The 12288-nt window shown below is 32.1% G+C and carries 11 protein-coding genes; 8 read left to right on the plus strand and 3 right to left on the minus strand.

The window, feature by feature from the left end; all coding sequences use genetic code 11:
• Window positions 1-26 precede the first annotated feature (26 nt).
• Window positions 27-818: a glutamate racemase gene (gene murI, locus FOF46_RS13295; protein ID WP_143916765.1), complete on the plus strand. Its 792-nt coding sequence runs from the start codon at window positions 27-29 to the stop codon at window positions 816-818.
• 3 nt (window positions 819-821) lie between these two features.
• On the opposite strand, the gene FOF46_RS13300 is transcribed toward murI, so the two are convergent.
• Entirely contained in the window at window positions 822-1553 is a 732-nt protein-coding gene (locus tag FOF46_RS13300) for a LytR/AlgR family response regulator transcription factor (protein ID WP_109435567.1), read from the minus strand.
• A complete protein-coding gene (locus tag FOF46_RS13305) occupies window positions 1554-3770 on the minus strand; it encodes a histidine kinase (protein ID WP_143916766.1) in 2217 nt (738 codons plus the stop codon).
• Between the two features lie 217 nt (window positions 3771-3987).
• On the opposite strand from FOF46_RS13305, the gene FOF46_RS13310 reads away from it, so the two are divergent.
• The 3 genes from FOF46_RS13310 (at window position 3988) to FOF46_RS13320 (ending at window position 6296) form a co-directional block, all read left to right on the plus strand.
• Window positions 3988-5160 (plus strand): VWA domain-containing protein, encoded by a 1173-nt coding sequence (locus FOF46_RS13310; protein WP_143916767.1) that lies wholly within the window; start codon window positions 3988-3990, stop codon window positions 5158-5160.
• Between the two features lie 14 nt (window positions 5161-5174).
• Window positions 5175-5750 (plus strand): rhodanese-like domain-containing protein, encoded by a 576-nt coding sequence (locus tag FOF46_RS13315; protein WP_143916768.1) that lies wholly within the window; start codon window positions 5175-5177, stop codon window positions 5748-5750.
• 168 nt (window positions 5751-5918) lie between these two features.
• Window positions 5919-6296, plus strand: a complete 378-nt coding sequence (locus FOF46_RS13320) for a nuclear transport factor 2 family protein (RefSeq protein ID WP_109435571.1) — start codon at window positions 5919-5921, stop codon at window positions 6294-6296.
• A gap of 116 nt (window positions 6297-6412) precedes the next feature.
• Here FOF46_RS13320 and FOF46_RS13325 read toward each other — a convergent pair whose 3' ends face one another.
• The gene (locus FOF46_RS13325) at window positions 6413-7429 is read right to left on the minus strand and encodes a PorP/SprF family type IX secretion system membrane protein (RefSeq protein WP_109435572.1); all 1017 of its coding nucleotides are present in this window, start codon (window positions 7427-7429) and stop codon (window positions 6413-6415) included.
• A 251-nt stretch (window positions 7430-7680) separates the two neighbouring features.
• Here FOF46_RS13325 and FOF46_RS13330 point away from each other — a divergent pair, with 251 nt between their 5' ends.
• The 4 genes from FOF46_RS13330 (at window position 7681) to FOF46_RS13345 (ending at window position 12182) form a co-directional block, all read left to right on the plus strand.
• Window positions 7681-8592 carry a NifU family protein gene (locus tag FOF46_RS13330; protein WP_143916769.1) on the plus strand — a complete coding sequence of 304 codons (912 nt, stop codon included), beginning with the start codon at window positions 7681-7683 and terminating at the stop codon, window positions 8590-8592.
• Window positions 8593-8718: 126 nt separating this feature from the next.
• Window positions 8719-8919: a dodecin family protein gene (locus FOF46_RS13335; RefSeq protein ID WP_109435574.1), complete on the plus strand. Its 201-nt coding sequence runs from the start codon at window positions 8719-8721 to the stop codon at window positions 8917-8919.
• Between the two features lie 228 nt (window positions 8920-9147).
• The gene (locus tag FOF46_RS13340) at window positions 9148-11181 is read left to right on the plus strand and encodes a thioredoxin domain-containing protein (RefSeq protein ID WP_143916770.1); all 2034 of its coding nucleotides are present in this window, start codon (window positions 9148-9150) and stop codon (window positions 11179-11181) included.
• Between the two features lie 287 nt (window positions 11182-11468).
• Window positions 11469-12182 carry a hypothetical protein gene (locus FOF46_RS13345; protein WP_109435575.1) on the plus strand — a complete coding sequence of 238 codons (714 nt, stop codon included), beginning with the start codon at window positions 11469-11471 and terminating at the stop codon, window positions 12180-12182.
• Window positions 12183-12288: the final 106 nt, after the last annotated feature.

Consider the following 12288-nt stretch of genomic DNA (forward strand, 5'->3'; position numbering starts at 1 on the left):
TTTTTGGAATAAACTATCTTGTACTCATGCAAAAACAGCCTATCGGTATATTTGACTCTGGTGTTGGAGGGACTTCTATCTGGAAAGAAATCACATCACTACTTCCTCATGAAGACACTATTTTTTTGGCCGATAGTAAATATGCCCCTTATGGCAAACGAAGCAAAGAAGAAATAACTTCGCTAAGTATTAAGAATACTGAGAAATTACTAGAGTTAAACTGTAAAATTATTGTAGTTGCATGCAATACAGCTACCACCAATGCAATAAAAGTATTAAGGTCGACTTACAACATCCCTATTATAGGAATAGAGCCTGCTATAAAACCCGCGGCGATTAATACAAAAACAAAAAAAGTAGGAGTTCTTGCCACAAAAGGCACCCTTTCTAGTGAGTTATTTGCAAAGACATCAGATTTGTATGCTCAAAATATAGAAGTAATAGAAGTAATAGGTACCGGCTTAGTAGAACTAATAGAAGAAGGCAAGAAAGACACTAAGGAAATGAGAGCCCTTTTATATTCGTATATAACTCCAATGATCAACAAAAATATTGATTATCTCGTTTTGGGATGCACACACTACCCTTACCTTATACCTATTTTAAAAGATATGCTTTCTGATCAGGTTACCATCATTGATTCTGGTGAAGCTGTAGCAAGACAAACAAAAGCCATATTAATCAAAAACAATCTTCTGAATCAAAAATCAGAGATTGGAAATCATAGCTTATATACGAATAGCGACACAAAAACGTTAAAAGCAATACTCAACACAAATCACTCCATTAGATATACCGTAAATGCTTTAGATTTTTAACTCTTATTTAAAGTAATCTAATAAAGCTCCTTTTTTAGAAGAAGACACAGGTAACTCCTTACCCGAGGAAAGTTCGATACTCCCCCCCTTCCCTTTTCTATACCGTATAATTTTACTTACATTAACCAAATAACTTTTGTGAATCCGTGCAAATCCATGAAGATTCAAAGATTCCTCAAAATATTTAAGAGTTTTGCTTACCAGCTTCTGACCTTTGTCAAGATAAATCTTGGTATAGTTATCATCAGCTTCACAATACAAAATGTTAGAAATTTGCAACACCTCAAAACCATCTTGTTGAGGAATCGTAATTTTACCTTCTGCAGCAGTAACTTTAGGAACTAGAACAGCATCCTGAAGCACCGCCTCTCGTTGTTTAATATGAGTAACATGATCAACAGCCTTAATAAGGTTATCTATCGCAATTGGTTTTAACAAGTAATATGTTGCTTGCGCATTTAAAGCGTCTACCGCATAGTGGTCATATGCCGTCACAAAAACAATTTCGAATGTACGATCAGGAACTTGCTCCAGTAAATCAAACGCATTACCGTAAGGCATTTCTACATCCAGAAATAATAAATCAGGAGTATGAGATTCTAACTGTTCTAATGTTTCTTTCACACTTGCAGCTTCGCCCAAGATCGAAACCGAGGGGCAATATTTACCCAAATAATTTCTAAGAATAGTTCTACTATTTGCTTCATCGTCTACTATAATTGCAGTTAAGTTCATTTATTTATCTTTCTTAAGCATTAATTTTACCTGAGTTCCTTCTTGATCATTTTCTAAATCGGATATAAATACATCCACCTTATCTTTATACATTTTATTAAGGATTGCAATTCTCTTTTTTATATTACCCATTCCTCTGGACTTCTGTAATTTTTGATTTTGTGTTTTTAGTTCTTTAGATTTCTTACGCCCAATACCATTATCCATAATTGTAATTTCTATGCTATCCGAAGTAATTTTTTGAAAACGTATCGATAAAATTCCTTTTTCAGATTTATAACGTAATCCATGCCATACCGCATTCTCTACATAAGGTTGTAACAGCATTGGCGGTATCATATACTCATTAACATCAATTTCTGAATCTACTTCAACCGTATATTCAAATTTATCTTGAAATCTAAAATGTTCCAGTTGTACATATAGCCTTAAGAGTTCTATCTCTTTTTCTAGCGGAATGAAATCTTCTTCGCTATTTTCTAAAACAGCTCTCATTAATAGTGAGAAATCTGTTAAGTACCTATTAGCTGTTCTCTCATCACTAGTAGCTATAAAGGTATTTACAGAATTTAAGGCATTAAATATAAAATGTGGATTCATTTGGGATCGCAATGATTTAAGTGCCAAAAGATTATTAGCATAACGTTGTTGTTTCATGTTACGAAACATCAAATACGCTGCAAGAAGTAATAATAATGTTAGCCCAATTAAAAAATAAATCACATTTTGTTGCCTAAGACTCTGTTGATTTATCAATTGTTGTGAGGCAAATGCCAATTCATACCTTGCTTCATTAAGTTCCCTATCCTTTTCTAAGGTAGTAATACGATTTGCTCTTTGAGCTAATTCTCTACTAAAACGAGCCGCTTGTGAGATCTCTTGATCCTTTTGAATATATAACTTATCAATAATTACTTCGTATTCTTTAAACGCATTGGATGCTTTTTCTAACTCTCCTTTTTCTCGATATACTTCTCCTAATTTTCTAGTAGCATCTTTTTGGACAATCAGGTCATTTTTTGATTCTGCCTCTTTAATACTTTCTTCCAAATAAGGAATCGCCTCATCATACTCTTCTTGCGCCGCAAAAGCTCTAGCTATTTTATAATTTTGTACTTGTGGAGTCAATGCATTATCCTCTTCCACTGGAGCGACACCACTGGTGATCTCCTGCTCCTGTATCTCTTCAATATCTTCAAGAGCTTCTTTTCGCAATTGTATTTCTTTATCAAAACGGTTACTCTTATTATAAAAATCTGCAGCCACAGCTCTTTGTCTGGCAGATGTTTTTTTATCCTTTTGATCAGCTAACTGTACCGAATTATCAAGATATCCTTCTGCATCTCTTGTATTCCCTTCTTCCTGTAATACTCCTGCCAGTAAAGAATTCAATGAAATAACAATATCATCAAAACCCTTTCTTTGACTTATAGACAATGCTTTATTATAATTTAATCTTGCATTAGCAAAATTCTGCAACCCCTTATAACTATCTCCTAAACCTTGATATACCTTTACTTTTTGTTCAGAATTTAATCTAGATCGTTCTAATTGAGAAAATGTATTTAAAGCACCCTGAAAATTCTTGTTTTCGAGTTGAGCGTTCCCTAATTTGATTTTTACTGTAGTATTTGCTCTATTTTTAAGACTCATCAAATAATTACTCTCAGCCAGATCAGGTTGTTTCCAATGCCTATAAATATCTGCAAGCGTCTCAAACAATTCGGCTTTCTTATTATCTGATGATGGATCATCATCACGTACTGTTTCCAGTGCATTCGTTATATATTCGATACTCGTTGCGGCATCCTTTTTTAATGCGCCTTTTGCTGCTTTTAGATTTTTCTGATACGTAGATTCACGTTTTTTTTCAGAAGCAATTTTTGATTTTTTTACAACCGGATGATCATCAACCTCTATATCAATCCTTTGTCCATCTACAATAGTATATCTTACGGTATTAAAAGTATCATGAGAAATCACCAGTTCATCACCAACCTGAGCTTGAATTTTAAAATCTCCAAATATATCTGTTGTAATTGTTCCTTTTCCAAGTATTGTAACTTCTGCACCTGGGATAGCTTTTCGAGTACTTTTCTCCTTAACCGAGCCCTTAATACTCATGGATGCAGATCGTCTTGCAGCAGCATTCTCTTGCCCCAAAATCAACACTGGCAAAAACAAGAGAAATATTATTATTAAACCTATCTTCTTCATTATTCACTATTAAATCTAGGTAAACTTAATCCATTTAACTGGGAAAATAAAATCAGCATTTACAGATTATATCGTTTTATAGCAGCTTTTTAGCATAAAAAAGATAACTCGCTAATTATATAAGAGTGTTCACTCATCCATCATACACAATCCCTCATTATAGGTTTTTATACAGAAAAGTTCGATATAATTTTATCCAGAATTAAAAAAAGAAACTATGAAGACATTTTTTACATGGAGTATGCTGAGTGTATTAATTACTATTTCTTGTAATGCAAACCATAAATCAAACTCCGAACTAGCATTTCAAAATGAGAAAAATCATTTAATAGAAACCACCAAAACAGATCCAAATACACGTAATATACAAGTAGCACTATTATTAGATACTAGTAACAGTATGGATGGTCTTATTGATCAAGCCAAAGCACAGCTTTGGGAAATTGTAAATGAATTATCATATGCCAAGTGTGGTCATAATACTATAAAACTAGAGATTGCATTGTATGAGTACGGCAACGATGGCTTACCTTCTCAAGAAGGTTTTATAAGACAGGTATTACCTTTTTCTAATGATTTAGATGAAATATCAAAAGAGCTTTTTGCATTAACTACTAATGGCGGAAATGAATATTGTGGTAAAGTGATCACTACGTCAATCAATCAATTAAATTGGAAAAAGAATAATGATCATCTTAAACTGATATTCATAGCAGGAAACGAACCCTTTACTCAAGGACCTGTAAATTATAAAGATGCTGCTACAGATGCGTCAGAAAAAGATATTACAATCAATACTATCTTTTGTGGTAATTTTAGACAAGGGATAGATACCATGTGGAAACACGGAGCAGATCTAACTCGTGGAGAATATAGTGCAATAGATCATAATAGAGAAACTATTCATATTGCAACACCATATGATGATATCATTCTTGAGTTAAACAATAAACTAAACGGTACATATATTTACTATGGCCATCGAGGAGCTCAAAAAAGAGAGTTACAGGCAGAACAAGATCATAATGCTAGATCATATAGTCCTGCAAATGCGGTAAGCAGAACCATAAGTAAGAGTTCTGGTTTTTACAAAAACAAAAGTTGGGACCTGATTGATGCTGTGGAAGATGAAAGTTTTGAAGTTGAAAAAGTAGCAAAAGAAGAATTACCTGTAGAGTTAAAGGATAAGTCTGAGAAGGAATTAAAGCAATATATAGCTGAAAAAAGTAATGCTCGTAAAGAAATACAAGGCAAAATAAATGACCTAAATAAGAAACGTATGCAATACATTAAAGAAAACAGTAAAAAAGACGATTCTAATCTGGAAACCGCATTACTAAATGCTATAAAAAAACAAGGTAGAGAAAAATCATTTTCTTGGGAAAATTAAAAAACACTATAACTATGAGAGCCACAATAACCATAATGATACTAACGCTAATGCCATTATCCATGCTATCACAGAAAAACAGAGAGTATCCTAAAGCATATGTGAATTTTAGTTTTTTTGAAGAAGTTGTAAAAGATGCAAAATTGCACAGAGCAAACAGACTTATAAGTTTCGCAAAATTCAATAAAATGTCAAAAAATAAAAACACTATAATTTTAGATACCCGTTCAAAAAAAATGTACGATAAGATGCATATAAAAGGTGCTGTTCATCTCAATTTTTCTGACTTCACAATAGAAACCTTATCTCGTATTATACCTACTAAAGACACGAGAATATTAATTTATTGTAATAACAATTTTGAACAGAAATATCCTTTTTTGGAAGCTTTCCCCACTAAGAAGATTTCACCAAAAAAGATTTCACCAAAAAATGAACCTTTCCCCGAAAAAACATTGGCTTTAAATATTCCAACATTTATAAATCTATTTGGTTATGGTTATACAAATGTTTACGAATTGGATGAGTTGTTGTCTTCTGATAGCGCAGTAGAACTTGAAGGAAATCGCCTTCCAATAGTGCCTAAATAACAAGAAAAAAATGAAGCTACAATAAAAAAAGTAGTGTTTAATGACAGCACATGAAGTAACTTCTTTAGAATTCTGAAACATATTACGCTTCTAATAATTTAGAACCGTAATATGTTTATATTGTTATTATACGATTTAAAAAATTAATCCCTTAATAAAATATAGCACATGAATCTAAAGGAAAACAAAAAAAATGCAATTGCATTTTACAAAACGGCATATGAAGGAAACCCAAAAGATGCCATCACTAAGTATGTAGGTAAAGAATATATTCAACACAATCCTGATGTGGCAGATGGCATCGAAGGATTTATCGCATATTTTGAAAGAATGCAAAAAGAATATCCTGATAAATCAATTGAATTTGTGAGATGTATTGCTGAAGAAAATCTAGTAGCGCTTCACACACATCAAAAATGGCCTGACAATGATGAGTATGTAACCATGGATTTTTTTCGGTTTGATGAGAACGGAAAAATATGTGAGCACTGGGATTCAATTCAACAAATCCCTAAAGATTCTGCAAACCCCAACACAATGTATTGATATTAGATTTAAAAGTATTGGATGCGAATATGATTTTTAATCATGAAAAATAAATATCCTAAAAGAATAATTTATGTAATTAGATTCACAAAATTTCAGCAAACCTGTTTCTGATTTTATTTAGAATTAACGGCAGGACATTTACAATTCCATCTTTCCTTACGTTCTCCAAAATCATACCCCAAAGTAATTTGGTGAAAACCACCATCACTAAGTACAACAGAATTAGATTGATAACTATAGGTATATCCAACCAACCATTTTTTATAATTCACCCCTACAAATGGTGTTATATACTGTAATTGTTGACTTTCTACCGAGGTTCCATTTTGAGAAAATTCTGCTCCATCCAAACTACGTCTGTAAGAAATCCCACCCCATAAAGTTCCAAAGTTAAAATCTTTATATGCTTTTAAATTAGCATCAATAGTACTTTCTTTGGTTTCATCTGTAGCCTGATACAGAATAGAAGGCTCTAGGCTCAAAATATTCCCAATACCAAATAAATATCCTAGTGAAAATACATATCTACGTTGATTATTAGATTCCTGCACCGGAGTATCATTATTAAAAGTATCTCGAGTTGTCGGTAAGATATTTTTGACCGTAAAATGAGCATACCATTCTAAAAAATTATATGACAATCCTACATCTACATTGTAGTAAAAATCTTTTTGAACTCTATCTAATATTACTGGATCAGGATCAGAAGGATCATCAAGCCCTCTTAAATCTAAATTAGACTGTATGAAGCCTGCACTCATACCAAAGGATAGCATATTTAAATCTGTTCTATCTCTAGAAAACAATAGATGATACGCATACGTAGCATAAAACCCCGTTTGAGAAAACCTTCCATTTTCATCTCTATACAGGATTCCTCCCCAACCAGATTTATCACCGGTTCTAAAATTAAGATTCAATGTTTGTAAGCTAGGCGCATTATCTACATCAAACCATTGCTTACGAGCTGTAAGTCTGATCTTATTGGCATTGGCTGCACCTGCCATTGCAGGATGCACCAGATATAAGTTATCTGAAAGATAATCAGAGTATATAGGTATTCCTTCTTGCGAAAATCCAAATTGAAACACTAACGCTAAGAAGACTACATAAAATATTTTTAAGTTCATTTGGGCTCTATCATTTACGGGGCTAAAATAGAATTTGTGAATTTAACCTTAACTAATAAAAACAGCTTATATTGTAGGGATTCACATTTTTTTTCACTTCATCGCTACTTAACGACAGCTCCAAAGATATAAATTTTTGTCAGAATACCAGATTTACAGTTTTATAAGAACAATACGTTAAAAAGTGTTAGCAATATAATTACACTACTTATATCGTTTTGCTTTTTAGTAAATTTGCCAAAAATTAGCGCATGGAAAAGAACTTTGAAATAAAAATAGAGGCGACTTCAAATCCAGGAATTGTTAAGTTTGAAGCAAACTACTTTTTGACTCAACATACTAGTTATGAATTTGAGAATATAGATCAGGCTAAAAACTCTCCTCTAGCCCAACAATTGTTCTACTTACCTTTTGTAAAGAGAGTATTTATCGCACAAAATTTTGTTGCCATTGATAAGTATGATATTGTAGAATGGTCAGATATACAAGAAGAGGTAGCAGAACAGATTAAAACATATCTTAATAGCGGAGAACCTGTAATCAATGAAGTAGAAACCGAAGTCACAAAAAAGGTTCCTATTACAATCTATGCAGAAAGTACTCCTAACCCAGCCGTCCTTAAATTTGTTGCAAACAAGAAATTAGTAACTACGGGACACGAATTTAAAAACATAGATGAGGCGACAGAAGCTCCTCTCGCACAAGAATTATTTCATTTCCCTTTTGTTAAAGAGGTATATATAGATGAAAATTATATTTCTATTGGCAAGTACGATATGGCCGATTGGAATGATATCACTACAGAGATAAGAGAATTTTTACGCAATTATCTCGAACAAGGCAAAGAAGTACTATCTGCTAATGCCACAGTATCCAAAAGCGAAGCAGAAAAACAAGCTGATGTTGACTTTGAAAAGCTAGATGACGTTTCTAAGGATATCATAAATATTATCGAAGAATATATAAAACCAGCGGTTGCAAGTGATGGAGGGAATATTCTATTTGATTCTTATGATCCAGAGAGCAAAGGAGTGAAAGTGGTTTTACAAGGAGCATGTAGTGGATGTCCTTCCTCCACTTTTACTTTAAAAAATGGAATTGAAAATATGCTGAAGGAGATGTTGAAAGATAAAGTAGAGTACGTTGAAGCGATCAATGGGTAGTTCATCGAAAAACCTTTGATTACATCGAAAAAACTGTTAAAAGAATACCTGTTTTTTATTTCAAAAGAGTAAAGTATCTCGTATCTTAGAGATTATTCGTAAAACATTAACTAAAAAATCATTAAAATGGCAATTGTTAAAGTAATTGAAATAATAGCAAGCTCTGAAAAAGGTTGGGAAGATGCAACTAGAAATGGAATAAAACAAGCTGGAAAAACGGTAAAAAACATCAAATCAGCTTGGGTATCTGACCAAAAAGTTATGATAAAAGATAACGAAGTCTCAGAGTATAGAGTAAACCTTAAAGTATCGTTCGAAATAAAATAGTATTCTCAATAGTATTTTCTAAGATAATCCATATTTGTATATTGAAGTTTAGATATACTTAAAATGAAGAAAATCTAATTTATTTCATAAAATTAGACAGCATCTCAATATTCTTGGGATGCTTTTTATATTTTTAAGGATTACTAAAGTCAAACAAAAATGAAATATTGGTTTCTCATCTTACTAATTTTAAATATCTCTTGCACAAGTCAAAACAAACCACAACCCATGGAACACGAATACACTAATGATTTAATTCATGAAACCAGTCCATATTTATTACAGCATGCACATAATCCTGTAAACTGGAAACCTTGGGGAGAAAAAGCACTGGATCAAGCCAAAAAAGAGAATAAGCTTATCATTGTAAGTATTGGGTATGCAGCTTGTCATTGGTGTCATGTGATGGAGCATGAAAGCTTTGAAGACCCAAAGGTTGCAGAGATCATGAATACTAATTTCATTAATATTAAAGTCGATCGTGAGGAGCGTCCGGATATTGATCAGGTATATATGAATGCGGTACAATTAATGACCGGTAGTGGTGGATGGCCTCTTAATATGATAACGTTACCCGATGGAAGACCCGTTTGGGGAGGAACATATTTTCCTAAAGGAAACTGGGTTGACGCACTCGAACAAATTGCTGGATTGCACGAAAAACAACCTGATAAACTTGTCGAATATGCTGATAAACTTGAACAAGGTATAAAAGCCGTAGATGTTATTGATGTAAATACTAATGAAATCAATTTTGAAAAAGAATTCATTGCCTCATCTGTTAAAGAATGGAGTGCAAATTTTGATCATCAAAAAGGTGGGACAAAACGTGTTCCAAAATTTATGATGCCAAATAATTATCAGTTTTTACTTCGATACGCCTACCAAACAAATGATGAAGAATTATTAGCTTTTGTAAAAAACACATTACAAAAAATATCATATGGTGGTGTCTATGATCACATTGGAGGAGGTTTTTCAAGATATTCTACAGATGACAAATGGCACGTTCCGCATTTTGAAAAAATGCTATATGACAATGCTCAACTAGTAAGTTTATATTCTGATGCATATCTCATCACTAAAGATCCATGGTTTAAAACTGTTGTATATGAAACTTTAGATTTTGTATCACGAGAACTCACTAATGAAGAGGGTGCTTTTTATTCTTCATTAGATGCTGATAGCAACACTCCAGAAGGCGAGTTAGAAGAAGGTGCTTTTTATGTATGGACAAAAGAAGAGCTTAAAAAACTTTTAGAAGAAGATTATGAACTCTTTTCTTCATATTACAACATAAACGCATATGGCTTTTGGGAAAAAGAAAATTATGTCCTAATAAGAAAGGACACTGATCAAAAAATATCTGATGATAATAATATAAATTCAGAAATACTTGCTGAAAAAGTTTCAAATTGGAAAAAAGTTTTACTTCAAGAACGTGAAGAACGCTCAAGACCAAGATTAGATGATAAGACATTAACTTCCTGGAATGCTTTAATGTTAAAAGGTTACCTCGATGCTTATCGTGTTTTTGGGGAGAAAGCATTTCTTAATGCAGCAATAAAGAATGCAACATTTATTACAAAAAATCAACTTCAAAATAACCAATCATTGTTTCATAATTATAAAAATGGTAAAAGCACAGTGAATGGCTACTTAGAAGATTATGCACTTGTTATCGAAGCATTTATTGTTCTTTATCAAAATACTTTTGATTCTGAATGGCTCGACATAGCGAATCAACTTACAGAATACACGTTAACACATTTCTTTGATAAAACAAAAAATATATTCTACTTCACTTCAGATGAAGATCCAGAACTTATTTCACGAACCATAGAGTATAATGACAATGTAATTCCTGCATCCAATTCTATAATGGGTAAAAACCTATTTCTACTATCTCATTATTATGACCGTTCTGATTATAAAGAAATAAGCGAGAAAATGCTTCATAATATTCAACCACAAATTGAATCGTATGCTTCTGGATATTCTAATTGGTTAGATCTTATGCTTAATTTTTCTTTTAATTTCTATGAACTAGTGATTGTTGGAAATGATGCTGAAAATAAGTTAAAAGAATTAAATCAAACATACATCCCCAACAAGTTATTGGCAGGAAGTGTATCTGATTCTGACCAGGCATTACTTAAAAATAGATTTGATCAAGATAGAACATTGATTTATACCTGTGTAAATAATGCATGTAAATTTCCGGTTGAAGACACAAACGAGGTCCTTAAAATGATCGACTAGTGCTTTTATAATTTCTCTAAAAATGCATCAAAATTAGCAGATAATAGAGGATTTTAATCTTTTAAACTTACTGATTAACATGTATTTGTGACTAAAATCTTACAAAAATTACGGTTTTAACGTAAAAAATCTATGTGAATTTTCTGTTAAATTGCTTATTTTTTTCATAATAATTGATTAAGCAATGCCTTTTCAATGAATAATCCGTAAAAATTGTACTAAAAAACCATAAAAATTTTATTTAAAGTGTTATTTTTTTAAATTTATCACACCTAAATCGATGAATTATGAAGAGAATACTACTTGTTTTATGCCTAGCAGCATTTTCTGCTTCGTTTGCTCAAATACCAACAAGTTTACTCGTACCCACCTCAAGAGTAAACACTTTTGATGAATATGATGGAAGTATTTATCTAAAATCTCGTTATAAAGAATCTAGCGTTATTGATGAAAAATCCAGCGCTTATGATGCCAAGTTAAAATATAACATTTATAACGATGGATTAGAACATACATCTAGATCAGGTGAATTGTATGAATTAGTTAAAAGACCAACCGTACATGCCCGAATCGATGGTGATTATTTTTACTATTGTAATTTTAAAAGTCCTAGAGGACTTGATAGAGAGGGATATTATGTATTAGTAGAGTTAACAGATAGATATCGTATTTACAAAAGATTTACGCTAGAAATTAAAGACCCTGAAAAAAAAGCAATAGTAAGTAGTGGTATTGCAGAACCAGGATCAATTAGAACTATTACTTCTTACTATATAGAAGAGGCTGAAGTGATTATGGAATTGCCTCTCAATAAAAAAGAAATGCTAGCAACTTTTAGCGATAAAGAAAATGAACTTAAGGAATATATTAAGAAAGAAAAAATTCGTCTAAAAAAGGAAGAGGACCTTATTCGCTTTGTTGCCCGATATAATGCATTAAAAAGTGATGAAACTTCCCAGAATAGAAGTCTCCTAAGCAATGCTACTTCAGGTAGAAATTAATGAATACTTTGTTTTTTTACTTGAAATGATCTTAGACCATATAGATTCTTATTTTTCAATACAATTATTTTTAATCGTCTAACTATAAATAGAAATTTGTAGTTAG

The sequence above is a fragment of the Aquimarina algiphila genome, assembly GCF_007489275.1.
In the GTDB taxonomy this organism is placed as follows: Bacteria; Bacteroidota; Bacteroidia; order Flavobacteriales; family Flavobacteriaceae; genus Aquimarina; species Aquimarina algiphila.

Coding starts and splice junctions, on each gene's coding strand:
- FOF46_RS13320 (WP_109435571.1), top strand. CDS start 5,919: ATGAATCTAAAGGAAAACAAAAAAAATGCAATTGCATTTTACAAAACG.
- FOF46_RS13325 (WP_109435572.1), bottom strand. CDS start 7,429: ATGAACTTAAAAATATTTTATGTAGTCTTCTTAGCGTTAGTGTTTCAA.
- FOF46_RS13310 (WP_143916767.1), top strand. CDS start 3,988: ATGAAGACATTTTTTACATGGAGTATGCTGAGTGTATTAATTACTATT.
- FOF46_RS13305 (WP_143916766.1), bottom strand. CDS start 3,770: ATGAAGAAGATAGGTTTAATAATAATATTTCTCTTGTTTTTGCCAGTG.
- FOF46_RS13335 (WP_109435574.1), top strand. CDS start 8,719: ATGGCAATTGTTAAAGTAATTGAAATAATAGCAAGCTCTGAAAAAGGT.
- murI (WP_143916765.1), top strand. CDS start 27: ATGCAAAAACAGCCTATCGGTATATTTGACTCTGGTGTTGGAGGGACT.
- FOF46_RS13330 (WP_143916769.1), top strand. CDS start 7,681: ATGGAAAAGAACTTTGAAATAAAAATAGAGGCGACTTCAAATCCAGGA.
- FOF46_RS13315 (WP_143916768.1), top strand. CDS start 5,175: ATGAGAGCCACAATAACCATAATGATACTAACGCTAATGCCATTATCC.
- FOF46_RS13300 (WP_109435567.1), bottom strand. CDS start 1,553: ATGAACTTAACTGCAATTATAGTAGACGATGAAGCAAATAGTAGAACT.
- FOF46_RS13345 (WP_109435575.1), top strand. CDS start 11,469: ATGAAGAGAATACTACTTGTTTTATGCCTAGCAGCATTTTCTGCTTCG.
- FOF46_RS13340 (WP_143916770.1), top strand. CDS start 9,148: ATGGAACACGAATACACTAATGATTTAATTCATGAAACCAGTCCATAT.